The organism is Thalassospira lucentensis (assembly GCF_001613805.1).
GTDB lineage: Bacteria > Pseudomonadota > Alphaproteobacteria > Rhodospirillales > Thalassospiraceae > Thalassospira > Thalassospira lucentensis_A.
In genome coordinates this window covers 20,757-46,379 of sequence record NZ_LPVY01000012.1, presented here as the reverse complement: position 1 = coordinate 46,379, position 25,623 = coordinate 20,757, and the positions used below count along the sequence as shown (strand labels likewise).

22 protein-coding genes and 2 tRNA genes are annotated in these 25,623 nt (G+C 55.3%); 11 read left to right on the top strand and 13 right to left on the bottom strand.

Going from position 1 to position 25,623, the window contains the following annotated elements; translation table 11 throughout:
• Positions 1-156: 156 nt before the first annotated feature.
• Both AUP42_RS11215 and AUP42_RS11210 read right to left on the bottom strand, forming a co-directional pair.
• Positions 157-233 (bottom strand) — tRNA-Val (locus AUP42_RS11215).
• Positions 234-250: 17 nt separating this feature from the next.
• A tRNA-Val gene (locus AUP42_RS11210) sits at positions 251-327 on the bottom strand.
• 206 nt (positions 328-533) lie between these two features.
• Between AUP42_RS11210 and AUP42_RS11205 the strand changes: the two genes are divergently transcribed.
• Entirely contained in the window at positions 534-1,400 is an 867-nt protein-coding gene (locus tag AUP42_RS11205; RefSeq protein WP_062951709.1) for an N-formylglutamate amidohydrolase, read from the top strand.
• The gene (locus tag AUP42_RS11200; protein ID WP_062951708.1) at positions 1,400-2,011 is read left to right on the top strand and encodes a GNAT family N-acetyltransferase; all 612 of its coding nucleotides are present in this window, start codon (positions 1,400-1,402) and stop codon (positions 2,009-2,011) included. The genes AUP42_RS11205 and AUP42_RS11200 overlap by 1 nt, the downstream gene beginning before the upstream one ends.
• A gap of 819 nt (positions 2,012-2,830) precedes the next feature.
• On the opposite strand, the gene AUP42_RS11195 is transcribed toward AUP42_RS11200, so the two are convergent.
• The 3 genes from AUP42_RS11195 to dgcN form a co-directional block, all read right to left on the bottom strand.
• Entirely contained in the window at positions 2,831-3,940 is a 1,110-nt protein-coding gene (locus AUP42_RS11195) for a sensor domain-containing diguanylate cyclase (protein WP_231858246.1), read from the bottom strand.
• A 461-nt stretch (positions 3,941-4,401) separates the two neighbouring features.
• Positions 4,402-5,382, bottom strand: coding sequence for an N-acetyl-D-Glu racemase DgcA (gene dgcA / locus AUP42_RS11190; protein ID WP_062951707.1), 981 nt, complete (start codon positions 5,380-5,382; stop codon positions 4,402-4,404).
• A gap of 1 nt (position 5,383) precedes the next feature.
• A complete protein-coding gene (gene dgcN, locus AUP42_RS11185; RefSeq protein WP_062951706.1) occupies positions 5,384-6,388 on the bottom strand; it encodes an N-acetyltransferase DgcN in 1,005 nt (334 codons plus the stop codon).
• A 270-nt stretch (positions 6,389-6,658) separates the two neighbouring features.
• On the opposite strand from dgcN, the gene AUP42_RS11180 reads away from it, so the two are divergent.
• The 5 genes from AUP42_RS11180 (at position 6,659) to AUP42_RS11160 (ending at position 12,637) form a co-directional block, all read left to right on the top strand.
• The gene (locus tag AUP42_RS11180; protein WP_062951705.1) at positions 6,659-8,008 is read left to right on the top strand and encodes a glutamine synthetase family protein; all 1,350 of its coding nucleotides are present in this window, start codon (positions 6,659-6,661) and stop codon (positions 8,006-8,008) included.
• Positions 8,009-8,212: 204 nt separating this feature from the next.
• The gene (locus tag AUP42_RS11175; protein WP_062951704.1) at positions 8,213-9,316 is read left to right on the top strand and encodes a polyamine ABC transporter substrate-binding protein; all 1,104 of its coding nucleotides are present in this window, start codon (positions 8,213-8,215) and stop codon (positions 9,314-9,316) included.
• A gap of 398 nt (positions 9,317-9,714) precedes the next feature.
• The gene (locus tag AUP42_RS11170) at positions 9,715-10,875 is read left to right on the top strand and encodes an ABC transporter ATP-binding protein (RefSeq protein ID WP_062951703.1); all 1,161 of its coding nucleotides are present in this window, start codon (positions 9,715-9,717) and stop codon (positions 10,873-10,875) included.
• Entirely contained in the window at positions 10,872-11,801 is a 930-nt protein-coding gene (locus tag AUP42_RS11165; RefSeq protein ID WP_062951702.1) for an ABC transporter permease subunit, read from the top strand. Before AUP42_RS11170 ends, AUP42_RS11165 begins: the two co-directional genes overlap by 4 nt.
• Positions 11,798-12,637 (top strand): ABC transporter permease subunit, encoded by an 840-nt coding sequence (locus AUP42_RS11160; protein ID WP_062951701.1) that lies wholly within the window; start codon positions 11,798-11,800, stop codon positions 12,635-12,637. The genes AUP42_RS11165 and AUP42_RS11160 overlap by 4 nt, the downstream gene beginning before the upstream one ends.
• 88 nt (positions 12,638-12,725) lie before the next feature.
• On the opposite strand, the gene AUP42_RS11155 is transcribed toward AUP42_RS11160, so the two are convergent.
• Together AUP42_RS11155 and AUP42_RS11150 are read right to left on the bottom strand one after the other, a co-directional pair.
• The gene (locus tag AUP42_RS11155; RefSeq protein ID WP_062951700.1) at positions 12,726-13,439 is read right to left on the bottom strand and encodes a TetR family transcriptional regulator; all 714 of its coding nucleotides are present in this window, start codon (positions 13,437-13,439) and stop codon (positions 12,726-12,728) included.
• Between the two features lie 254 nt (positions 13,440-13,693).
• Positions 13,694-14,152 (bottom strand): Lrp/AsnC family transcriptional regulator, encoded by a 459-nt coding sequence (locus tag AUP42_RS11150; protein WP_007092109.1) that lies wholly within the window; start codon positions 14,150-14,152, stop codon positions 13,694-13,696.
• Between the two features lie 169 nt (positions 14,153-14,321).
• On the opposite strand from AUP42_RS11150, the gene ald reads away from it, so the two are divergent.
• Together ald and AUP42_RS11140 are read left to right on the top strand one after the other, a co-directional pair.
• Entirely contained in the window at positions 14,322-15,437 is a 1,116-nt protein-coding gene (gene ald, locus AUP42_RS11145; protein ID WP_062951699.1) for an alanine dehydrogenase, read from the top strand.
• A 129-nt stretch (positions 15,438-15,566) separates the two neighbouring features.
• The gene (locus AUP42_RS11140; protein WP_062951698.1) at positions 15,567-16,232 is read left to right on the top strand and encodes a LysE family translocator; all 666 of its coding nucleotides are present in this window, start codon (positions 15,567-15,569) and stop codon (positions 16,230-16,232) included.
• Positions 16,233-16,302: 70 nt separating this feature from the next.
• Here the strand turns inward: AUP42_RS11140 and ilvD are convergent, their stop codons facing one another.
• On the bottom strand, positions 16,303-18,156 hold the full coding sequence (gene ilvD, locus AUP42_RS11135) for a dihydroxy-acid dehydratase (RefSeq protein WP_062951697.1): 1,854 nt from the start codon (positions 18,154-18,156) through the stop codon (positions 16,303-16,305).
• A gap of 499 nt (positions 18,157-18,655) precedes the next feature.
• Between ilvD and AUP42_RS11130 the strand changes: the two genes are divergently transcribed.
• Positions 18,656-20,719 carry a tetratricopeptide repeat protein gene (locus tag AUP42_RS11130; RefSeq protein WP_062951696.1) on the top strand — a complete coding sequence of 688 codons (2,064 nt, stop codon included), beginning with the start codon at positions 18,656-18,658 and terminating at the stop codon, positions 20,717-20,719.
• Positions 20,720-20,724: 5 nt separating this feature from the next.
• On the opposite strand, the gene AUP42_RS11125 is transcribed toward AUP42_RS11130, so the two are convergent.
• On the bottom strand, positions 20,725-21,369 hold the full coding sequence (locus tag AUP42_RS11125) for a D-glycero-alpha-D-manno-heptose-1,7-bisphosphate 7-phosphatase (RefSeq protein WP_062951695.1): 645 nt from the start codon (positions 21,367-21,369) through the stop codon (positions 20,725-20,727).
• A 215-nt stretch (positions 21,370-21,584) separates the two neighbouring features.
• Between AUP42_RS11125 and AUP42_RS11120 the strand changes: the two genes are divergently transcribed.
• Entirely contained in the window at positions 21,585-22,460 is an 876-nt protein-coding gene (locus tag AUP42_RS11120; protein WP_062951881.1) for an AEC family transporter, read from the top strand.
• Positions 22,461-22,462: 2 nt separating this feature from the next.
• On the opposite strand, the gene AUP42_RS11115 is transcribed toward AUP42_RS11120, so the two are convergent.
• The 4 genes from AUP42_RS11115 to glmM form a co-directional block, all read right to left on the bottom strand.
• Positions 22,463-22,819 (bottom strand): hypothetical protein, encoded by a 357-nt coding sequence (locus tag AUP42_RS11115; protein ID WP_062951694.1) that lies wholly within the window; start codon positions 22,817-22,819, stop codon positions 22,463-22,465.
• Positions 22,816-23,358, bottom strand: a complete 543-nt coding sequence (locus tag AUP42_RS11110; protein ID WP_062951880.1) for a DinB family protein — start codon at positions 23,356-23,358, stop codon at positions 22,816-22,818. The genes AUP42_RS11115 and AUP42_RS11110 overlap by 4 nt, the downstream gene beginning before the upstream one ends.
• A gap of 32 nt (positions 23,359-23,390) precedes the next feature.
• Positions 23,391-24,191: a bifunctional hydroxymethylpyrimidine kinase/phosphomethylpyrimidine kinase gene (gene thiD / locus AUP42_RS11105; RefSeq protein WP_062951693.1), complete on the bottom strand. Its 801-nt coding sequence runs from the start codon at positions 24,189-24,191 to the stop codon at positions 23,391-23,393.
• A 64-nt stretch (positions 24,192-24,255) separates the two neighbouring features.
• Positions 24,256-25,605: a phosphoglucosamine mutase gene (glmM, locus tag AUP42_RS11100; protein ID WP_062951879.1), complete on the bottom strand. Its 1,350-nt coding sequence runs from the start codon at positions 25,603-25,605 to the stop codon at positions 24,256-24,258.
• Between the last annotated feature and the right edge of the window lie 18 nt (positions 25,606-25,623).

Below are 25,623 nucleotides of genomic sequence, written 5' to 3'. Positions count from 1 at the left end.
GCTCGATTGAATGCATTCAACACATAACACAACCAACTTCAAGCGGGAAATATGTGAGGGCACCGTGACACGCCAGAAGCCTTGATAAGCTTGGGGGAAAGCCGGAATTTAAAGCCAGAAACACAAAACCCCGCTCGGAAACCGGCGGGGAGGAAATGGTGGGCCTAACAAGACTCGAACTTGTGACCTCTCGCATGTCAAGCGAACGCTCTAACCAACTGAGCTATAGGCCCCTGTATTTGGGGAAAGATGGTGGGCCTAACAAGACTCGAACTTGTGACCTCTCGCATGTCAAGCGAACGCTCTAACCAACTGAGCTATAGGCCCTCTAACCCATCTTTCATCTGACCGGCCTTCAAAGCGGAAGGCTTGGCCAGCGCCGTTTGTGACGGCGAGGCGGTATTTAGCCCAAGGCAGAAAAAGGTGCAACCCCTCAATTGGTTTTTTGACAAAAAATCTTCATCTATGGGGGACGGGATGGATCGCTGTTGCTATGATCATCATCCAGTTTAGGGAAGATATAACAAACGACAATGAACCAGTTGCCATCGGATCTTACCGGCAGTGGACCGGCAACCGTCATCCTGCCATCCCGGCAAACCCTGCCGGTGGTGTTTGCATCGCCCCATTCCGGGCGCCATTATCCGCAGGAATTGATCGAGATTGCCCGCATTGACTCGTTTGCGCTCCGTGCATCCGAGGATGCCTTTGTCGATCAGCTTTTTGCCAGCGCGCCCAAGCTTGGCGCACCTATGCTGTGCGCGACATTTCCGCGTGCCTTTGTCGATGTCAATCGCGGGGCGCTGGAGCTCGACCCGCGCATGTTTGATGGCCCCCTACCCTCGGATGCGGATATTCATTCGATGCGGGCCCTTTCGGGGTTGGGATCAATCCCGCGCGTCGTCAGTGGCGGGATCGAGATTTACAAGGCGCGCCTGCCGGTCGCCGAGGCGATGCACCGGATCGATACCTATTACCACCCCTATCACAGTGCGCTTCGCAAGCTGATTGACGCAACGCGTGACCAGTTTGGTTATTGCATCCTGATTGATTGCCATTCGATGCCCGGGGATTCTGTCGACAGCAGCAAAAACCGCGTTGATCTGGTTCTGGGCGATTGCTATGGAAGTTCCTGCCATCCGTCTTTGACGCGCTTTGTCGAAGATCGTGTCCGCGATCTGGGCTTTACCCCGTCGCACAATGATCCATATGCAGGCGGGTTCTGCACGCGCCATTACGGGCAACCGGAAAACCATGTGCACAGCCTGCAGATCGAGCTTTCACGCTCGCTTTACATGGACGAGGACACGATCACGCCCCATCGCGGATTTGACACCCTGCGCGAACAGATGACGCATCTGATATCGTGCTTCCACGATCTTGACGGGAATCCCTTCTGATGACCACCAGCCCCGTTTCTTCCTCGCCATCGGGCAAACCGTTGCCAAATGGCGACGCCTCCCTCGAGGATCTTGTGATCCGGGATGCCGAGCCAGAAGATTTTGGCCGCATCACCGAGATTTACGGCCACCATGTCCTGCATGGCCTGGCCTCGTTCGAGGAACGCGCACCAGAAATCGCCGAACTCACATCGCGCTGGCAGCATGTCCGCGAACGCGGCCTGCCCTATCTGGTCGCCGAAATTGACGGCCGGGTCGAAGGCTTTGCCTATGCCGGCGCCTATCGCCCGCGTCCGGCGTATCGTTTTACGGTCGAAGACACGATCTATATCGCGCCCGATGTCGTCGGCAAGGGTGCCGGTCGCGCGCTTCTGTCCGAGCTGATCAGACGCTGTACCGCCCTTGGCTATCGCCAGATGGTCGCCGTAATCGGCGACAGCGCCAACGTGGCCTCTATCGGGTTGCACGCACGCCTTGGCTTTCGGGTGGCAGGCACATTGCAATCGGCAGGCTTCAAACTTGGCCGCTGGGTCGATAGCGTGATCATGCAGCGCGGCCTTGGCGACGGTGACGGCAACTTCCCGGAACACGATCCGGGACGGGAAAAGTAATTCGACACAATCCGCCCTATCGCACGGCAAACCACCAAAGGCACTGGTTAGACAGACAGTGCCTTTTCTTTTGGATTGCCGAGTACCAATCAGGCAGGAGATCCCCATCCCGAAAAAGATCAGCACCGGCCTTTAACCAAGGCGCGATTTGCACTGCACAATTCCGCGTAGGCGGCATGATGATATTTTCGGTGAAAATTCCTGCCCCCTGAAATTCCCGCAACTCGTTGGGATTCAGGCAAAAAAGAAGGCCGCCTGTGACAGCGGCCCAAGTCTAGGGAGGAAACGTCCAAGAAACGAGCGACAAGTCGCTCGCCGGAATGCACTGCGTCCTACCGCAGCGCACAAATAGACATTACCCATTAGATCGCGCGGACGCAACACGTTTTTGACTATTTTTTTATCAAAAAAATAAATGCACTTTTTTTGATCAAAATTTCACCAAACTGACACTTTTTCGAACTGAATCCCGCCCATCTGAGGTCACTTTTTCAGCATTGCCCCAATTCCCGACGCCGGTTCATTTGTGAAAATTTGGCGACTCACAGCGAATCAGAATGCAAGGGAATGACAGAAAACCTGCGATTCCATCGATAAATTCGAAAATTCCCCCTTCGATTCCCGTCATGAGAATATGCTCGAAACCCGCAGAAACTCTCAACTTCACGGTTTCAGGAGCGTTGACGCGGGAAAATACATTGGAAAACATATTGGCCGAACCGGCCCGACAAAACCGGGATTCGCTTCGATACGGCATAAAAAACGGCCACAGAACGTGTGACCAGCAAAAAGGCAGGATGATTGATTTCGGAAACAGGCCTAGTTCAGGGTCTGATTGACGATCTTGCCATCCGCCCGGACCGATGATTTGACCGATACCGGTTTTGCCACCTTGCGGCCCGACAGGCCATCAGCAACGATCTGTTCGCGGTCATGACGTTTTTTGGCGTCATACATCCGCTGATCCGCCAGATCGATCAGGTTATGCGGCTGAGAAATGGCGTCTTCGATCCGTTCGGCAAGGCCGTAGCTGGCCTGCTGCGTCATGCCATTGGCAAGAGCAGCCAGACCGGGTGACATGACGCGATGCATGACATCGTTCGCACGATCAAGCGTCAGATCCGGCAGAATAACAAGGAATTCCTCCCCGCCCCAGCGGATCACCAGATCGGCACGACGGAACCGTTGCGCCAGATTGCGCCCGGCTTCCTCAAGAATACGATCACCGTAATCATGACCAAACTGGTCATTGATCTTTTTAAAATCATCAAGATCGACAAAAGCCACGGTAAGCGGGCTGCGTTTCCGATAGGCGGTTTCAAAATTCAGTCGCAGCATTTCCATGCCAAAGGCACGGGTATAAACGCCTGTCAGCGGATCAATCGCGATTTCCTGGGCGGCAACAATCGTACGGTAAAGCTGCACCGATGCCGCCATTACCGCAAGCGGCAGCAGGACCGACAGGATCATTTCAACCGGAACATAGCCACTGGCAACCGGCCCCTGCGCCCCAAAAACCAGCAGGACGAGTATCGGCGAGACCATTATCCCCGCTTCAACCAGCGTCAAAGGCATGATGGCGACCAGGACAACGATACCAAGCAGAAGGAAACTGTGCGCGGTCAGCATCTTGGGCGAGGCATCCGGATCAAGCCCGGAAAAACCGCAAAGCAGGGTGGCAGCAATCACAAGGAACAGCATCGGCAGATAAGGCGCACGTCGTCGCCATCGGGAACTGACCGCACGATTAATCAGCACCGCAATCGCAATCCCCATGACGAGGAAGCGCATGATCACGGTTTGCGATTGCCAAAAGCCATTACCAAAAGCCCCGTCCCAGATCGGGACAAGCGCCAGCAGAACGAGGGTAAAAAAGGCCGCGAAGCGTGCCGTCAGCTGGACCGATTCCTTGCGCCGCAGATGCAGCAATTCTGCATGCCGGGGCGTGTAAAGGAAATCTCGATAGCGGCAACGCAGTGGCCCTGCGAAGCGCCGACTATCTCTTCGGGGACCAGATAGCACGCGGATCAGCTCCAACTCATCTTTGCGAAGGAGCCACAGCAGCCCCGAAATTTTTATGATCGTTCCCTGATTTAACCGCCAATTCAACTATCCAGAAGAGGTGGCTGTATAAATTTGAATTAATTTTCAACTAACCGCGAGTGAAAAAATGCAAATAAGTACCTGTTTCAACACAAAGTCGAACGTAGATTAACGTCTTCAGGTTGTTTTTCCGATACACTTCACCCGCAAAACCCTAAGGCGAACTAAGAAACGTTCGCGACTCGCAATAAAGGGCAAGGCCGTCATGCGATAAAAAGAAACCGCCACACCGGAAACCCGGTATGGCGGCAATAATCAAGGCAGATCGCAACCCTTCTGGAACAGGATCAGCCCCAAAGCGCCCGGTCGGGAAGCCCCATAACACCCTTGTCAAACGCCAGACCATTTTCGCGGTCCTTTGCCATCCAGAGAGGCCCGTCAAGATCGACAATGCGCGCATCGGCAGCAACGATCATGGCCGGCGCCATCGCAAGCGACGTCCCGACCATGCAGCCAACCATGATCTGCATGCCGACCTTGGCGGCAGCATCGGCAAGTTCGAGTGCCCCGGTAAGACCACCGGTTTTATCGAGCTTGATATTGATCATGTCGTAAAGCTGCGCAAGGCGCGGGATATCGGCGACGGTATGGATCGATTCATCGGCACAAAGCAGCACCGGACAATCAAGATCAAGCAGGCCATCATCCTGCCCGGCAGGCAGCGGCTGTTCGATCATTTCCACACCAAGCGCGTCGAGTTCGGCCCCGATATCTTCAAGCAGTTCAATCGACCAAGCCTCGTTGGCATCAACGATCAAACGCGATGTCGGCGCGCCTTCCCGAACCGCACGAACGGATTCGAGAACATTTTCACCGTTAAGCTTTAGCTTGAGCAACGGTGCCGATGCCGCCCTGCGCGCGGCTTCACGCATCGCATCAGGCGTATCAAGGCTAAGCGTTTCTGCCGTAATCAGGCCTTCGGGCGCCTTGCGCTCGGCAAGTTCCCAGGCGCGGCGGCCAAACCGCTTTGCCTCAAGGTCCCAATAGGCACAATCAACCGCGTTGCGCGCCGCACCGGCCTTCATTGCGTCCTGCAGTTCCTTGCGCGTCATACCACGCGAAAGGGCATCGGCCTGGGCCTCGATATCGGCAATCACTTTTTCGACGGTTTCACCATAACGGGCATAGGGAACGCATTCCCCATATCCGGTGAATTCACCATCGGTCAGCGTGACCTTGACGACATGGGCCTCGGTCTTGGCCCCGCGCGAGATTTTGAACGCCCCGCGCAGCGGCCAGACTTCGGATGTGACACTTATGCGCGGCACATCAGATCTCCTGCAGTTTGTCGACGATCGGCGCAACACCAGTCCGAACCGGGTCAACACATGGCAGACCAAACTCGGCTTCGACTTCGGCCAGAAGCTTTTTGGCCGCCGCATCGTCAAGCGACTTGGTATTGATCGCGAAACCGGCCACCACGCAATCGGGGTTGGTCAGGCGCGCATGCATCAGGTTGACTTCCATCGTGGTTTTCAGGTCCGGAAGCTTGTAACCCGGCAGACCGCGCATGTGGGTACGGGTCGGTTCGTGGCAGACGATGATCGCATCGGGCTGCGAACCATGGATCAGGCCCATGGAGACACCGGCAAACGATGCATGGAACAGGCTGCCCTGCCCTTCGACAACGTCCCAGTGATCAGGCTCGTTGGCCGGGGCAATGGTTTCAACCGCGCCGGAAATGAAGTCCGAAATCACGGCATCAACCGAAATGCCCTCGCCCGCGATGAAGATACCGGTCTGGCCGGTCGCCCGGAAGGTCGACTTCATGCCGCGCTTTTTCATTTCGGCATCAAGGGCCAGTGCGGTGTACATTTTCCCGACCGAGCAATCGGTGCCAACCGCCAGAACGCGTTTGCCCGGGCGCCTTTCACCATTGCCAATCGGCAATTTTCCGTCGAAGTGACGCACATCGAAAAGTTTTACGCCTTTGGCATTGGCGGCTTCGACCAGTTCGGGAATCGTCGACAGGCGCGTATGCAGGCCATTGGCGATATCCATACCGGCATCAATCGCTGCCAGAAGGGTTTCCATCCATGCCGGTCCGATAACGCCGCCACGGTTGGCAACGCCCAGAACGATGGTTTTGACGCCTGCGGCCTTGGCTTCGGCAATCGACATTTCCGGCAGGCCAAGATCAGCCTGACAGCCCGGAAGGCTTAGCTGTGCGACACACCATTCCGGGCGCCACTGCTTGATGCCAATCGCGGTTTTTGCAGCCAGTTCGTCCGGCGCATCACCAAGAAACATAAGATACGGATGTTCGATTTTCATTTTACCTCCTTGACCAGCGTCCAACCGCTGCCCTTATAATCTGGGGCGACTATAACGCAACTTGGTGGGAGCCATCCAGATATATGAATTGATATCTTCGACTATCCACCGAAATGTTCGCACAAAATTCGAATATCGAAACAAATAACAAAAAAACATTCTGAATTCATCGAAGACAAACCTCCTTTCTTGTGAATTTCACCGGGAAACGCCCGGAAAAAGCAAGAAAATGCAATTTTGAAGGACTGGCGCGAAAGCGTCCGACTACACATGAGTACCGATCTCAAAAAGTGGCTTTCTGACCGCAAAATTGAAGAAGTCGAATGTATTGTCCCAGATATGTCCGGGGTGGCGCGAGGCAAGGTTCTGCCAACGCAAAAGTTTTTGCGCGGGCTTGAAGCCAAAAGCCTTGCCATCCCCGAGGCAATTTTTTCCATGACGGTCACCGGGGGTTACCCGGAAGAAACCGACGCGTTTCTGGACCCGGCGGAAAAAGACGTTGTCATGGTACCCGATCCGGAAACCATTCGCGTCGTGCCGTGGTACGAAGAACCGACAGCACAGATTATTTGCGACTGTCACCATTTTTATGGCGACGAGGTGTCGATCTCGCCGCGCCACGTTCTCAAACGCGTCCTGGCCGCCTTTGAAGAACGCGGCATGAAGCCGATCATTGCCCCGGAACTTGAATTTTATCTGGTGGCAAAAAACACCGACCCGGACAACCCGCTTGAACCGCCAATCGGTCGTTCGGGCCGCCCGGAACGGGCATCGAACGCCTTTGGCATTGATGCGATCAACGAATTCGATCCGCTGATCGAAGACCTCTATGACTATTGCGAAGCCATGGATATCGACGCCGATACCATGAGCCACGAGTCGGGCCCCGCCCAGCTTGAAATGAACTTCAATCACGGTGCGCCGCTTGAACTGGCCGATCAGGCATTCCTGTTCAAACGCACGCTGCGTGAAACCGCGCTCAAACACGGGGTCTATGGCACATTCATGGCCAAACCAATGGGCAACCATCCGGGCAGTGCCATGCACATCCATCAGAGCGTCATCGACATCAAAACAGGCAAAAACCTGTTTGCCGATGACAATGGCGATAATTCACAGATGTTCCTGAACTATGTCGGCGGCCTGCAACGTTACCTTCCGGCGGCAATGCCGCTTCTGGCCCCGAACATGAACAGCTATCGCCGCTTGCAGCCCTGGTCGGATGCGCCGATCAACATGCACTGGTCACTTGATAACCGTACGGTCGGCCTGCGCCAGCCTAACGGCCCGGCCAATGCTCGCCGCATCGAAAACCGGATTCCGGGTGCCGACGCCAACCCTTATCTGGCGATTGCGGCATCGCTTGCCTGTGGCTTGCTCGGTATTATCGAGGAAATCGACCCGACCGCCCAGATCGAGGGTTCGGGTTATGACCGGGCACATTCCCTGCCCCGCCACATCCACGAGGCGCTGGCAAAGTTCCATCGGTGCAAACCGCTAAAAGACCTGTTGGGCGAAGAATTTTCGGCCGCGGTTCTGGCCGTCAAGGAAGCCGAATGGGATGCCTACCAGACGGTGATCAGCGCGTGGGAGCGTGAACACCTTCTGCTGAACGTTTGATTGAATTCTTGCGCCGGGGCATCATCCCCGGCGCAAGAATGTTGCATGATGAATGCCTAATTTTTCACTTGATGCGAAAAATGCTCAAAAATCCATCTTGTGTTTGACAAAAACCTGAGGCATTCGAAGGATATGAAGGTCTTGGAGAAAGCAATAACAGGACCTTCAAATTTTCAAACGCTGCCACATGGGAGGCTCAGCGAAATGAAATCACTTCTTAAATCTTCAAGCCTTGTTGTCCTTGCCGCAGCCCTTTCGGGCTTTGCCGCAAGTGCATCGGCACAGGAAGTCCTTAACGTTTATAACTGGTCTGATTATATCGGCGAAGAGACCGTGGCCAATTTCGAAAAGGAATATGGCGTAAAGGTCAATTACGACGTTTATGACAGCAACCAGGTTGTCGAAGCCAAGCTTCTGGCAGGAAATTCGGGCTATGATCTGGTCGTGCCGACGCTGGCCGATGCGCAGCGCCTTATCCAGGCAGGCATCTTCCAGAAAGTCGATAAATCGAAACTGGAAAACTTTGGTAATCTGGACAAGGTGATCCTGAACCAGACCGCCAAATACGACCCGAACAACGACTATGCTGTTCCTTACCTTTGGGGCACCAACGGCATTGGCTATAACGTTGCCAAGGTTCAGGAAGCTCTGGGCGACGATGCACCGCTCGATAGCTGGGCGCTGGTATTTGACCCGCAATATGCCGAAAAGCTGTCGAAATGCGGCCTGACCATGCTTGATGATCCGGGCGAGATCGTACCGCTGGTCAATTTCTATCTCGACAAACCGGATTCCAAACAGTCGAACGAAGACATCGAAGCCGCGATGGCCGAACTCGAAAAAGTCCGTCCCTACATCACCTATTTCCACAGCTCGCAATACATCAACGACCTTGCCAATGGTAACGTCTGCGTATCTATCGGCTGGTCGGGTGACGTTGGTCAGGCTGCCCTTCGCGCAGAAGAAGCCGGCAACGGCAACGAGATCAAATACGTGATTCCGAAGGAAGGCACGCTGATCTGGTTTGACGTGATGATGATCCCGGCCGATGCGCCGAACCCGGAACTGGCCCACAAATTCATTGATTACATCCTGCGTGCCGATGTCGGTGCGGATCTTGCCAACTATGTCGAATATGCCAGCCCGAACGAAGCGGCCATGGAATTCATCGACGAAGATCTGAAATCCGATCCGGGCGTTTACCCGTCACAGGAAGTGAAGGAACGCCTGCGCTCCAAGATCGAGCCGGGTCCGAAAGAACTGCGTACCCGTACCCGTCTGTGGACCAAGCTTAAAACCGGTCAGTAATCGATCCGGTTGATATCGAAACCTGTCGAAGGGGCGCTGCAGTCATGCTGCGCCCCTTTTGCATGACGGTGATATACGGCTGCGGCATTGTGACTCGCGATGGTGTGCGTGAAACCGCGCAAGGCACCCAGGCAGGACAGCAGGAAATGAAACCGCGAACAATGCCCATTTTCTGAACACCCCTGCTGACTTTTCCGCCATTTATCGCAACATTGGTCACAAAACGTTCAAAATATCGCACACCCCTCTTTACAGATTGTGGAATTGCTTCATCCTGTTAATCAGGAAAAACCAAAACATCGGACGGCACGTCAAACGCAATCGGACTGAAAAGACCAGCCGGGCATGTCGCCCGATGTTTTGGGTATATCTCGACAACAAACAAGGGGAGAAGCTTGGTGTCGCAGGGGGCTTTGCAGAAAGCACACGAGGATGTGCACAAGACTCAGCCTTGGAACAATCCCGACGCGGTCCCGTTTATCCGTTTCGAGAATGTGACCAAGAAATTCGGCGACTTTTATGCCGTCGATGATGTGTCGCTTGATATTTATCGGCATGAATTGTTTGCCCTTCTGGGCGGATCGGGTTGCGGCAAAACAACGCTTTTGCGCATGCTGGCCGGGTTCGAGGAACCAACAGCAGGTAAAATATTCATCGATGGTGTCGATATGGCTGGGGTCCCGGCCTATGAACGCCCGACCAACATGATGTTCCAGTCCTATGCCCTGTTCCCGCACATGACGGTTGAACAGAATGTGGCCTTTGGCCTGCATCAGGACGGATTGCCGAAATCGGAAATCCGCACACTGGTTTCCGATATGCTGGCCCTTGTGCAGATGACCAAGTTTGCCAAACGCAAACCCCATCAGCTTTCCGGCGGCCAGCGCCAGCGTGTTGCCCTGGCACGATCCCTTGTCAAAAAACCCAAGGTGCTTCTACTCGACGAACCGCTGGGTGCGCTTGATAAAAAGCTGCGTGAACAGACGCAGTTCGAACTGGTCAACATTCAGGAAAAGGTCGGCACCACCTTTGTCATGGTCACCCATGATCAGGAAGAAGCCATGACCATGGCATCACGCATTGCCGTGATGAATGAAGGCGTGATCCGCCAGCTTGGCACCCCGTTCGAGCTTTACGAATATCCCAACAGCCGCTTTACCGCGAACTTCCTGGGTCAGGTCAACCTGATCGAGGGAACGCTTGTTGACGACGATGAAAAATACGCGGTCATCCAGTCCGACGATGCCGGTGGCGAGATTTATATCGACCACGCCGTTCAGGGCCACGAAGGTGCGACACTTTGGATCGCGCTCCGCCCGGAACGCTTGCGCCTGCTGACTGAACAGCCAACCGATACGAAATACAATTGCCTGTCGGGCAAGGTCGAGGAAATCGGCTATCTCGGCGGGCTGTCGACTTACCATGTGCGCCTTGACAGCGGCTTCCGCATCAAGGTCACCGAACCCAATTCCAGCCGCCATGTCGAACCGCGTTACACGTGGGAAGATCGCGTTTGGGTGACGTGGGAGGCCGGGGCTGCTTCGGTTCTGAACCAATGAGCAGTGACAAGCCAACCCTGAAACAACGTTATGATCGCCTGATGCTCAAGCACGGCCGGGTCATAGTGATCGGCCTGCCCTATCTCTGGCTGATGCTGTTCTTCCTGATCCCGTTCCTGATCGTGCTCAAGATCAGCTTCGCCACCGCCGAATATGCCCAGCCGCCCTATAGCGCACTGTTCACGTGGATTGACGAAGGCGTCAATATCACGATCAATTTCGGCAATTACCTGTTTCTGCTCAGCGACAGCCTTTATATCTCGGCCTATCTGAATTCGATCCGGATTGCGGCGATTTCAACAGTGATCACGCTTCTGATCGGCTATCCGATGGCTTATGGTATTGCGCGCGCACAAGGATCGCTTCGCAGTGTCCTTCTGATGATGGTGATCCTGCCCTTCTGGACCAGTTTCCTGATCCGGGTTTATGCCTGGATCGGCATTCTGGACCGCGAGGGGTTGATCAATGCCCTGCTGCTGAACCTTGGCATCATTTCCGAGCCGCTGATCATGCGCCAGACCGAATTCGCGGTCTATATCGGCATTGTCTATACCTACCTGCCCTTCATGATCCTGCCGCTTTATTCCACGCTGGAAAAAATGGATGTCAGCCTGATCGAGGCTGCCCTGGATCTTGGTTGCAAGCCATGGCAGGCCTTCATGAAGGTAACATTGCCCCTCTCCATGCCCGGCATTCTGGCGGGATCACTTCTGGTATTCATTCCATCCGTTGGCGAATTCGTTATTCCGGAACTTCTCGGCGGGCCAAATACCCTGATGATCGGCCGGACATTATGGAACGAATTCTTTGCCAACCGTGACTGGCCGATTGCGTCCTCGGTCGCGATTGCCATGCTGCTGTTCCTGGTGGTGCCGATCATGTGGTTCCAGCATATCCAGACCAAGCAGGAGGAAAACGGACAATGACCGGCAAACGTTCGACTTTCCTTCTAAGTGCTCTGGTGTTCGGCTTTGCATTCCTCTATGTGCCGATCCTGCTTGTGATCATTTACTCGTTTAACGAGGGCAAGCTTGTGACCGTTTGGACCGGCTTCTCGTTCAAATGGTATGTGTCGCTGTTTTCCAATGACGGCATGATTGACGCCGCCTGGAACAGCCTTCGGATCGGGGTGATGTCGGCAACGCTGGCATTGGCCGTCGGGACCCCTGCCGGGCTTGTCATGTCCCGCTTTGGCCGGTTCAAGGGTCGCACCCTGTTTTCGGGTATGGTTGCCGCCCCGCTTGTCATGCCCGAAGTCATCACCGGCCTGTCCTTGCTGCTGCTGTTTGTTACCCTTGAACAGCTTATCGGCTGGCCAGCCGGGCGTGGCGTTACGACGATCGTGATCGCCCATACGACCTTCTGTGCGGCCTATGTCGCGGTTGTGGTGCAATCACGTCTGGCGGGTATGGATACCTCGGTCGAAGAAGCCGCCATGGACCTTGGCGCAAAACCGGCAAAGATTTTCTTTGTCATTACGCTGCCAATGATCCTGCCAGCACTTCTCGCTGGCTGGCTGCTGTCTTTCACCCTGTCGCTTGATGATCTGGTGATTGCAAGCTTCGTCGCCGGTCCTGGTTCCACCACCCTGCCGATGAAGGTTTTCTCGTCCGTACGACTTGGCGTTTCGCCGGAAATCAACGCGCTCGCAACGCTCATCATCCTTGCGGTATCGGTGATGATCGTGATTTCGAGCCTACTGATCCTGCGATCCGAACGCGCACGTACCCGATCCATGAACCAGGCAACAATCGACAACTGATCCGATGTTGCCCAAAACAAAAAAGCAGCACCTGCAAAGGTGCTGCTTTTTTATGATCCGGATGGAAAATCCGAATACAAACCTGAAATCAGACCTGATTCTGTTCCGCCATCTGCCGCAGGAATTCACGGCATTTCATGCCCGGCGCAAGGACACGCCAATAAGACACAACGGCTTCTTCGGCTGCCACACTGAAATCGATAATCAGGTTATCCAACGCGTTCTGGCGCATCAGTTCGGCAACACGATCCGGAATCTGTGACATCTGCCACATGCCAATCACCAGTGCATACGATGTACGCATCAGCTTGTTGGCATCTTCGGGCGTGATGGCATAAAGCTCGGACAGGGCATCGGCTGTACGTTTGACCATTGAAGAAACAAATCTTCGATGGCTAAGCACGGCTTCATCATCCGTCCCCTGTTCCAGAACCCCTTGTGACAGGGATGCCAGATGCAGGAACTGCTTCCGCTTGACCAGATATTGCACGAATTGCAGTGCAACGCGCGCCGAATCCCGTTCTTCGGGACGCCGCAACGCTTCCTGTTCAATCACTTCAAGATTGTTTTCAAACCACCCCTTCAGGAATCCGCGCAGGACTTCCAGAAAAAGGGCTTCCTTGCTTGAAAAATAAAGATATAGCGTGCCTTTGGCGAGGTTTGCCTTCTTGGCGACTTCGGCTGCCGATGGCAGTTGTCCGTCCCCCTCAAGGTAAAGCGCCTCAGCCGCGACAAGTATATCGTTTCTACGTTTAAGCTTTTGCTCGTGGCTACGCGCACGAACAAGACATTCGTTTTCCATAGAGAATTATTCCCCCAACATTCTCCCTGAACTTATATTAATGCCTTTTAATTCATTCAAAAGTCAAATCGCGCGGCGACTTTTGATAGAAAAAATCAAAGAAACTTTTATGTAACAAACAGTTCGCCTGTGTTTTTTGAACGCGCGATAGATGAACATTGGTCACTATATCTCAATCAAGGAACGTTTCGGCGCACAAAATCGAAAAATCCGTACAGATTTGATTCGCTGCGGCTGCGAACTGGAACGGAGTATCAGACCGGCAATTCGGTCGTGCGTTTGACTTCGCGCAGCGTGATGATGGTCTGAACACGCTCCACACCCGGAAGCTGGGTCAGAACCTCGCTATGTATGCGTTCATAGTCGGCTGTGTTACTGTAGACCACATGCACCAGATAATCGCTTTGCCCGGCCAGCAGATAGCATTCGACCACCTCGGGCACTGACTGGATTTCCTTTTCAAAGGTTTCCAACGCTTCGCGGGTCTGGCGTGCAATCGAAATATTGACGAATGCATTGCCCGGTTTGCCGATGCGGGCCGGATTAAGCAGCATGGTGTAACGGTCAATCAGACCGGCTTCTTCCAGAAGCCGGACACGGCGCAAACAGGCAGAAGCCGACAGATTGACCTTTTCGGCCAGTTCGGCGTTGCTGATACGGCCATCGCGTTGAAGCAGCCGCAGGATCATCCGGTCACGTTCGTCCATCTGCATTTCGAATATTCTCCCTGCCTGAAGCGGATTTTTTAAAATTATATAGCATTAATACCACCAAACTCACCGATGATTGAAGGGAAATTGCCACAATTTTCGGGTATCCTGCATAGACAACTAAAAACGGGACAACCCGTTATCGCTGCCACGTTTGTCCGGGAGAAACACAATGCTTATTGGCATTCCGAAAGAAATCAAAAACCATGAATATCGCGTCGGCCTGACCCCAAGTTCCGTGCGTGAAGTCACGGCACACGGGCATGATGTGATCATCGAAACCAATGCTGGTGCCGGTATCGGTTGCAGCAACGATGATTACCTCGCAGCCGGCGCAAAAATCGTCGACACCGCGGCCGAAATCTTTGCCAAATCCGAAATGGTCGTAAAGGTCAAGGAACCGCAGAAAGTCGAATACGAGCAGCTCCGCGAAGGGCAGCTTCTGTTTACCTATCTTCATCTGGCACCCGACCCCGAACAGACCGCAGGTCTGGTCAAATCCGGTGTGACCGCGATTGCCTATGAAACCGTGACTGATAAAAATGGTGGCCTGCCGTTGCTGGCCCCGATGTCCGAAGTTGCCGGTCGCATGGCCCCGCAGGTTGGGGCTGCTGCCCTGCAAAAGGCCAATGGCGGACGCGGCATGTTGCTGGGCGGTGTGCCCGGCGTTGCCCCGGCCAAGGTCGTTGTAATCGGCGGCGGTGTTGTCGGCACCAATGCCGCCCGCATTGCTGCGGGCATGGGCGCGGACGTCATCATTCTCGACAAGAATGTCAAACGCCTGACACAGATTGACGATCTGTTTGGCCCACGCATCAAAACGCAATATGCCACCATCGATGATACCGAGGCACTGGTCTATGATGCCGACATGGTTGTCGGTGCAGTCCTGATCCCCGGTGCCGCGGCACCAAAGCTGATCCACAAGGACCAGCTTTCAAAAATGAAGCCGGGTTCGGTGATTGTCGATGTCGCGATTGATCAGGGCGGCTGCTTTGAAACATCCAAAGCCACCACCCATGCCGATCCGACCTATATCGTCGATGACGTAGTGCATTACTGCGTTGCCAACATGCCCGGCGCAGTGGCCCGCACATCGACCTTTGCGCTCAATAACGCGACCCTGCCCTTCACCTTGGCACTGGCCGACAAGGGCTGGAAAAAAGCCTGCCAGGATGATCCCCATCTGGCCGCAGGGCTAAACGTTCACGAAGGACGCATCACCTATGAGGCCGTCGCGCGTGATCTTGGCTACGATTACCTGCCCCTTGACCGGGTGCTTGCGTAAACCAGCTTAATCCAACCTCCCGGCGGGGCTAGTCACCCTGCCCCAGCAAACCCCGCCAGTCAGTTTGGCGGGGTTTGTTGTCTCAGGCTGTGCTAGCATTACCGAAAAGACATACGGGATGAAACAACCATGGAAATATCGATGCTGATCGGGGCGATGGTCGCGGCCGCCATCTATACCCTGACACCCGGCCCGGCCTTTTTGGCGATGCTGGGCATTGGTGCCGCACAGGGCCGCCGGGCAAGTGCCGGCTTCCTGTTCGGGCATTTTGCCGGGGATATCATGTGGGCCAGTCTGGCACTGGTGGCGATCATCGGGTCACGCGTCCTTGATCCGATGGTGTTTGATATTCTGGCGATGATTTGCGGTGTTTATCTTTTCTGGCTTGGCATCCGTGCGGTTACCGCAAAGCGCAAGGTCGACGGTGCGGTCAATATTACCGTGCGCCGTCCGTGGCGACGCGGCTTTATCTTCGGGATCACCAATCCCAAGGGATATCCGGTCGCGGTCGCGATGTTCACAGCCCTTCTGGCACAGGATGCCGCATCGCTTGGCTGGGACAGCATGACAGGGCTTTTGCTGGCCTCTGCCGTAGGGTTTCTGATTGCCGATCTGATCCTGATCTGGATTGTCGGGCTTGGCATTTTGCGCCGGGCCTATCAGCGCCATGAAATCTGGATCGTGCGCGCCACCGGAATTCTGTTTATCGGTTTTGCCGTGCAGGCGATAGCCAATGCCCTGCCCAACCTTGGCCACAGCCTTGCGCATGGGTTCAGCACGCTGCGCAAACCCTGATCATCCTCGCGCCAAAACAAAAGCCGCCCGGCGAACCGGGCGGCTTTTTTGATGTTATGGTTTGAACGACTTAAAATTCGACCTGCGTCACATCGCGGACCGCACCCTGATCGGCGCTGGTTGCAAGCGCGGCATAGGCACGAAGGGCCGTTGTGACCTTGCGTTTGCGCGGCTTGGCCGGTTTCCAGGCATCCTTGCCCTTGGCTTCCATTTCCTGACGGCGTGCAGCCAAAACCGCGTCATCGACCGCAATTTTGATCGAACGGTTCGGAATATCGATTTCGATCATATCACCCGGCTCGATCAGGGCAATTTCACCGCCTGCCGCCGCTTCGGGCGATACATGGCCAATCGAAAGACCCGACGTCCCGCCCGAGAAACGGCCATCGGTGACAAGCGCGCAGGCCTTGCCCAGCCCCATCGATTTCAGATAGCTGGTCGGATACAGCATTTCCTGCATGCCCGGACCACCTTTGGGCCCTTCATAACGGATGACGACAACATCGCCTTCCTTGACCTCACCACCCAGAACCTTGGCGACCGCCTCGTCCTGGCTTTCGCAAATCACGGCCGGACCGGTGAATTTCAGGATGCTTTCATCCACACCACCGGTCTTGACGATGCAACCATTGGTCGCAAAATTGCCAAACAGAACCGCAAGACCGCCATCCTGACTGTAAGCATGCGCAACGTCGCGAATACAGCCTTCTTTTTCATCAAGATCGAGATCATCCCAGTAACGCTCCTGACTAAACGCGGTCTGGGTCGGAATACCGCCCGGCATGGCGCGATAGAACTTTTGGACGGCTTCGTTCTTGGTGCGTTTGATGTCCCACTTTTCCAGGGCATCGGCCATGGTTTTGGCATGTACGGTCGAAACATCGGTATGGAGCAAACCGGCACGATCCAGTTCGCCCAGAATACGCATGATACCGCCCGCACGATGAACATCTTCCATGTGGAATTTCGGGTGGTTTGGCGCCACTTTGGACAGATACGGGATCTTGCGCGACAGCCGATCCATATCCGCCATGGTAAAATCGACCTCCGCTTCCTTGGCGATAGCCAGAAGATGAAGAACCGTATTGGTCGAACCGCCCATCGCAATATCAAGCGCCATGGCGTTTTCAAAGGCTTCAAACGTCGCGATGCCGCGCGGGGTCGCGGTAACGTCTTCTTCCTCGTAATAACGGCGCGCCAGCTTGACGGATGTGCGCGCTGCCTCAAGGAACAGTTCCTGCCGCGCGGCATGCGTCGCCAGCACCGAACCGTTACCCGGAAGCGCAAGACCAAGGGCCTCGGCCAGACAGTTCATCGAGTTGGCGGTAAACATACCGGAACACGAACCACAGGTCGGACATGCCGACCGTTCGACAACAGCAACCTGTTCGTCCGAGATTTTCGGATCGGCGGCTTCTACCATTGCATCAACAAGGTCAAGATGACGTTCCTGACCATTGATGGTGACCTTCCCGGCCTCCATCGGGCCACCGGAAACGAACACCGCCGGAACGTTAAGGCGCATGGCAGCCATCAGCATGCCCGGCGTGATCTTGTCACAGTTCGAAATGCAGACCATCGCATCCGCGCAATGGGCATTGACCATATATTCGACGGAATCCGCGATGATTTCACGTGACGGCAGGCTGTAAAGCATGCCGTCATGGCCCATCGCAATACCGTCATCAACGGCAATGGTATTGAATTCCTTGGCAACACCACCGGCAGCTTCGATTTCGCGTGCCACCATCTGACCAAGGTCTTTCAGGTGAACGTGGCCGGGGACGAACTGGGTAAAGCTGTTGACGACCGCAATGATCGGCTTGTCAAAGTCTTCATCCTTCATGCCCGTGGCGCGCCAAAGGCCGCGCGCACCGGCCATATTGCGGCCATGGGTGGTTGTACGGGACCGATATTCCGGCATGGTCGAACCTCTCTATCTTCGCGGGGTATTTATCATTGTCACATATTTAGGGCTTCTAGCACAGTCTTCGCGCCCAATGACAGTTTTTTGCCCGAAAATTTCGTGTTTTTGCGCCATATGGAACGAATGCTACCTGAAAGATAGCCGCCCTTTCCAAGACAGCACTTTCAATCACCGGGTTAAGTTTCGGGAATTCCACCACCTTCCCCTAGCCAACCTACCCGAAAGACCCAAAATGCTATCCCATTAGATAGGCGACGGCCTCGACCACAATCCATATCTTAATAGGTGATTATCGCCGCCAGGCGATTCTCCCACTCCCATTCTCACCCCGGCCTGCTTGCAGGCTCGGGGTTTTTTTTATGCTTTTTCCCGCGCCATCATTCTTTTTCCTGAAATGATGAAATGCTTTAAAGCAATGACAGAACGTTCCTTTTTCTGCATGCTGCCCCATATGACAGCGATCAGGACTGTCCATCTTACGAGGTAAAGCATATCGATGTCGGCCGATCTCAAGACCCTGCTCAGGCGTGGACTAAGCGCGCATGAAGGCAACCGTCCTGATGAGGCCGAGAAGATTTACCGTCGTGCCCTGTCGCTTTCGCCCGGAAATCCCGAAGTCGAACATCTTCTGGCGACTCTTCTGACCGGCATTGACCGCCACCGCGAGGCGTTGGAACTGTTTGATAGCTGCCTGCCCCGGCTTGGCGCCAATCCTGCCGTTCGGTGCAATTTCGCGATTGCGCTGGAACGCGCCGGACAGATCGAAAAAGCCATCGACGAATTCCGCCAGGCCATCAGCTATCACGGCGATTTCCCCACTGCCCTTTATCATCTCGCCCGCCTTGAAATGCCACGCGGCCATATCGGGCAGACCGTGGACCTTCTGGGGCGGTTGCTGGGCCTTAAACCCGATCATTACGAAGGCCTTTTGTTATTTGGCGAGGCATTGCACGCACTTGGGCAGGAAGAAGCCGCACTCGCGTCGCTTGACCGCGCCGCCGAGGCCGCCGGCATCACCCCGAATATGATTTGCCGTGTCGGCGATGTTTCGCTGCGGCTTGGCTATCCCGGCATGGCGCAAAACCTTTATCAACGCGCGCTTAGCATCGATCCCCGTCATGTCCCGGCCCTGCACGGTTTGGGCCGCGCGCTCTCGGCACAGGGCGATTATGCCAAGGCGATCGCGATCCTTAAAACCGCCAAGCGCCTTGCCAAGGGCAGGATCGAAATCGATCTTGAAATTGCCGATATCGAATTGCAGTGCGGCGATATCGCAAGCGCGATTGCCGAACTGACCGTTCTTGTGGAAAAACACCCGGCAAATGCCGCGGCCCACACCGCCCTTCTGGCTGCCGTTGCCAGGCTGCCTGATATCGGCGGGGTCGAATATCTTAAACAGGCCCGCCAATGGGCACGCAGCCACATGCCAGCCTTGCCCGAGCCGAACTTCACCAACAGCAAACAGGTCGATAAACGGCTTCGCATCGGATGGCTGTCACCGCATTTTTGCGAACATGCTTCCTTCGCCCTGCTGTCCAGCGTTGCTCGACACCTTAACCGCAACGAGGTCGAACTGTTTCTGTATTCGGCCACCCCGCGCCAGGACCAAACCACCCGTTCATGGCAGGTCATGGCCGATGGCTGGCGCGAGGTTTACGGCCAAAGCCCGCTTCAGATCGCTGAGCGCATCCGCAAGGACAGGATCGACATCCTGTTTGACCTGACCGGCCCGGTCGCCAATCAGCCGATCACGGTATTTGCCCATCGCGCTGCCCCGGTTCAGGCCAGTATCGCTCCGATGACAACCGGCATCAGCCAGATGGATTATATCCTTGTCCATCATCGTGGGATTCCGGCCAAACCTGCCGAAAACAAGCTGTTTTGCGAAAATGTGCAGCATCTGGGATCAGGACCTTTCGCCTATGCCGGTGCCGATGATGCCGCGCCCCTAAGCCTCCTTCCGGCGGCAATTGACGAGGTCGTGACCTTTGGCTGCTTTGACCAATTATCAAACATCAGCGACGCCAGCCTGAACTGCTTTGCGCGTGTTTTAAACAAGATCAAGGGCAGTCGCCTTGTCATTCAGGATGATGTTCTAGGCGACGCCTTTGCCAGAAAGACGATGCTGGATCGGCTGCGTCAGGCCGGGCTTCACACGGATCGTGTCAATCTGATTGGTGCGGTCAGTCCCGAAGACAAACCCGATCTTTATGCCCGGATCGATATCGGCTTGGCCCCGTTCCCGATGATCGATATCGCGCGCTATTTTGATATGCTGTGGCACGGTATTCCGTTTGTCACGATGGCCGGGGAAACACCGGCATCCCGCACGGGACTTTGCCTGCTGTCCGATGTCGGGCTCGATGCACTGGCGGCGGAAACGCAGAAGGGTTACGTCGAAAAGGCCCTCCTTCTGACACAGGATATCAACGCCCTTACCACCATTCGGGCCGGCATGCGCGACCGGATGAAAAACAGCAAGGCCATGAGCGGCCAAGCCGCCGCCCGCGAGCTTGAAGAAGCCTGCCGGGATATGTGGAAAACCTGGTGCGCGTTATGATGCGCCTAACGCGCCAGAACACCGCGCGCGAATAATTCCGAGACAGCCGCCTGCAAATCATCGGCGATAAAGTCGGCCTCTGCCGCCTCGGGCCAGGTGGTTTCCTTTGCGCCATGCCCGGTCCGCACGATCACCGCGTGGGTTCCGGCCGCACGTCCGGCACGGATATCATTAATGCGATCCCCGATCAGAACACTGTCAGGCAGCGAAATCGCAAAATCCTCGGCCGCAGCAAGGATCATGGCCGGGCCCGGTTTTCGACATTCGCTGTCTCGGCGATACTCCTCAATCCCATCCGGATGATAGGGTGAATAATAAATCCCCTGCACCGATGCCCCCGCTCGTGCCAGCATCGCAATCATCGCCTCGTGCAGATCACGAAGACCCTCTTCGGACAGATAGCCACGCGCCACCGCCGACTGGTTGGTCACGATCACAACCGGAATACCGGCATCGTTAAGCTGCTTGATCGCGCTGGCGGTTCCGGGGATCAGGGCAAGATCATCAATCTTTGACAGGTAGTGAACCTCTTCATTCACCACCCCATCGCGATCGAGAAAAACCGCAGGCACAGGATTGCGCTGATCGCGCCAGCGCGGAGCCGGATCGATGAAATGGCGGCGAACGAAATCGTATTTCCTGTGGCTCATGTCGAACACTGTATCTTGTCTTGCTGCGCCAATATCGCGCTAACATGCACCATCAGCATCCGAAATGACAAGTTTTCACGACGCAGGTTTGCGTCGACTTATAGCGATGCGGAAAACCAACTGGTATTACCATTATTCGCTTGCTCCGCGACTATCGGTCATGACAATTTCACCCGGGGCCATTTGGGCCAAGCCATCTGGGGATAATGAATTTCATGTTTGCCGATATCTTTGCCATTCTTGCACCGGTTTTCATAACCACGGGTCTTGGTTATATCTGGGCACGATCCGGCAGACATTTCGATACGGGCCTGGTGACATCCATCGTCACCTATTTTGCGACCCCCTGCCTGACCTTTGCAGCCCTTGCCACGGTCGACCTTGGTGCGGATGCGCTGGTATCAATGGGGACTGCTGCCCTTGCCGCAAACATCATTTTCGTCCTGATCGGCTGGCCAATCCTGAAAGTTTTCAAACTGGCCCCGCGGACCTATCTGCAATCGCTGGCCTGGCCGAATGTCGGCAATGTCGGTCTGCCGCTTTGCATGCTGGCTTACGGCCAGGATGGTCTGGCACTGTCGGTTGCGTTTTTTGCTGTTTATGTGGTTTTGCAACTGACCATCGGGGTGGCGTTCGTTTCGGGCAGTTTCTCGCTTAAATCGATCATCAAGATGCCGATTATCCCGGCAACCCTGATTGCAACAGGCTTCCTTGCGACCAATACCGAAGTCCCCGCATGGCTTTACAACACGACCAACCTGATCGGGCAGCTGACCATTCCGTTAATGCTGTTTACATTGGGTGTGTCACTGGCCCGCCTTCGCCCGGTCAGCCTTGCACGCAGCACCGCACTTAGCATGCTGCGCCTTGCCATGGGCTTTGCGGTTGGCGTCGGACTTTCAGAAGTCATGGGACTTACCGGGATCGAACGCGGGGTCGTGATCCTGCAATGTTCGATGCCGGTTGCGGTGTTCTGCTATCTGTTCGCGCAGCTTTACAACCGCGAACCCGAAGAAGTTGCCGGTGTTGTCATCAGCTCCAGCTTCCTTGCCGCCATCGCCCTGCCCGGCCTGCTGTGGTACGTGCTCTAGACCTACCGAACGATCAGGCGATAGCTGCCCTCACCCGTGCCATCGCGGTAAAACCCGATGGCACATTCATATCGTCCCTTTTTAAGGTCCGGGTCGCCATTTCCCGATGAAAGTTCGCCGATATGCGCCCGGCATTCGGCAACGTCATCAAACCTTGCATCCGAAATACGGATATCGGTTTGTTTCTGCGTGTCGGGATAATAAACCGCCGTCACCTTTTCCCAAGGGGCAGCATCATCCGTCCAGATCAGGTCGGCCACGAAACGGCGTGATCCATCGGCAATCGTGGCAACAACCAGTGCCGTCACCGCAACCAGAAAAAGACGCCGTTTGGTTCGATCCGTCAGTCTGAATGTCATACGCCGTCCCAGCCAAGGTCGTGAAAATCGGTGCCGCGAAATTCGGCATCACAATCAAGATGATATTCGTCAAGCTGCGGCGGCTTTTGCGATGTACCGCTCAGCATCGCATGCACCTGCCCGCGATGATGGGTCTGATGCACGAAAAGATGCGATAAAACCGCCCCCTCCGTTTCATGCGCGGTCTTCCCGTTACCACGATCCAACGCCACCAGCCGTGCCGCATCGGCATCGGACAGATTTTCGCAAAAGTTCAGCAATGTCTGGTCACTCTCACGCTGGGCATCGGAAAGTGCCGCAATATCGGAAAACGGGTTTTCATCGGCAAAGCAATCACGCCCGCGCCCACCGGCCACAAGGGCATCAATGTAAAACCAGTCGACAATCAGGATGTGATTAAGCGTCCAAAGGATTGTCGGAAAGAACGATGTGCGCTCCGCATTCAGCTCCGCGTCACTCAACCGCGAACAGACCGTCAGCAAGCGATGATTGGACCACGCATTGTTGCGCGCCTGATGGAAAAAGGAGGTTCCCGGCATGGCATTTTCTCCGTGCATGAAACCCCGTCTCCTTACTCGCCGGTAACGGGGTGGGCATGGTTAAGCGGACCATTGCCCTTGCCAAAATCAGGGGCTGTGCGGATCGCTTCGCGCACGAACGCCCGCGCACGTGCGACAGAATCACTCAACCCCATGCCCTGCGAAAGCCCGGTGGCAATCGCACTGGCAAGCGAGCATCCCGTCCCATGATTGTTTTCCGACGGAATGCGATCCGCCTCGAACCCTTCGATATCGCCATCATGGCGCCAAAGAATATCAACAATGCGGTCACCCTCGGTATGACCGCCCTTGACTAGAACCGCCTTCGCCCCCAGTTCACCGATCTTGCGGGCGGCTTCGATCATGTCGCCCTCATCCGTGATCTTCATCCCCGAAAGCACTTCGGCCTCGGGAATATTTGGGGTCAGGACGGTCGCCAGCGGCACCATGTTTTTGATCAGGGCATCAACCGCATCTTCGTTCAAGAGACGCGATCCGCTTTGCGATATCATCACCGGGTCAACGACAATCGGAATATCGGCGGCTTTGGCCCGGATGAATGCGGCCACTGCCTCGATCACCGGGACGCTATGGAGCATACCGGTCTTGATCGCATCGGCCCCGATATCATCAATCGTGACTTCTGCCTGATGGACGATCAGTTTCGGATCAATCCCCAGAACATCGAAAACACCGGTGGTGTTTTGCACCGTCAACGCCGTGATCGCGGTTGCGGCATATCCGCCCAGAACGGTCACGGATTTGATGTCGGCCTGAATTCCGGCCCCGCCGGAACAGTCAGAACCGGCAATGATCAACACGCGACCTTTCATGATCGACCTCCAAGCACTTCTGATATTCGGTCCAGGGTCAGGACCCTAAGATAGTTCTGCTGCCTTAACCCGCAACAGCCATGATTTCGGCAACAATGCCATCAACGATCTGTTCGACCTTGATCGCGTCATCGCCTTCGGCCATCACACGGATCAGTGGTTCGGTTCCCGATTTGCGGATCAGAACGCGACCATCGCCGTTAAAGGCACGTTCGGCACTGGAAATCGCATCAACCACACTGCTGTGTGACAGCGGATCGGAACCCGCTGCATACCGCACATTTTTAAGGATCTGCGGCAGCGGATCAAACACGCGGCTCATTTCCGAAACCGGACCTTCACGATCAGCCAGAACCGCCAGAACCTGAAGGGACGCCAGCAGGCCATCACCGGTGGAAGCAAAATCCGACAGAACGATATGGCCGGACTGTTCCCCGCCGACATTGCAATCAAGGGCGCGCATCTGTTCCACAACGTAACGATCCCCGACCTTGGTACGGATCAGGCGCAGACCATTGCTTTCAAGGTAACGTTCAAGGCCAAGGTTTGACATCACCGTCGCAACCAGCGCATTGCCGCGCAACTGCCCGGTGCGTTTCCAGTGCGTGGTGACAAGGCCCATCAGCTGATCGCCATCAATCAACTGGCCTTTTTCGTCGCACATCTGAACGCGGTCGGCATCGCCATCCAAGGCAATCCCGACATCGGCCTTTTCGGCCAACACCCGGTCACACATGGTCTGGGTATGCGTCGATCCGCATTCAGCATTGATGTTAAGGCCATTCGGCTTGGTGCCGATTTCAATGACATCCGCTCCCAATTCCCGCAACACCTTGGGGGCGACGGAATAGGCAGCACCATTGGCGCAATCCAGAACGATCTTGAGCCCTTCAAGCGTCACCGAAGACGGCAGCGATGATTTGACCGCCTCGATATAGCGTCCAGGCGCATCATCAATGCGTTGCGCCCGGCCAAGTTTGTTCGCAGGTACAAGCAACGCGGACATATCGCTATCCATCATGGCTTCGATCTCAAGTTCGACCTCGTCAGACAGTTTGAAACCATCCGGGCCAAAAAGCTTGATCCCGTTATCCTGATAGGGATTGTGCGAGGCCGAAATCATCACACCGATATCGGCACGCATCGACTTGGTCAGCATGGCAACGGCCGGGGTCGGCATCGGCCCGACCAGCATCACATCCATCCCCATGGACGTAAAACCGGCAACAAGGGCTGGCTCAAGCATGTAGCCCGAGAGACGGGTATCCTTGCCAATCACCACACGATGACGATGATCGCCCCGCGTGAAATAATGGCCTGCGGCCATCCCGACCTTAAGCGCAACTTCGGCTGTCATGGGGGCGGTGTTGGCGGTTCCGCGGATACCGTCGGTCCCGAAATATTTACGGCTCATGCTCGTCTTCTCTGCTTC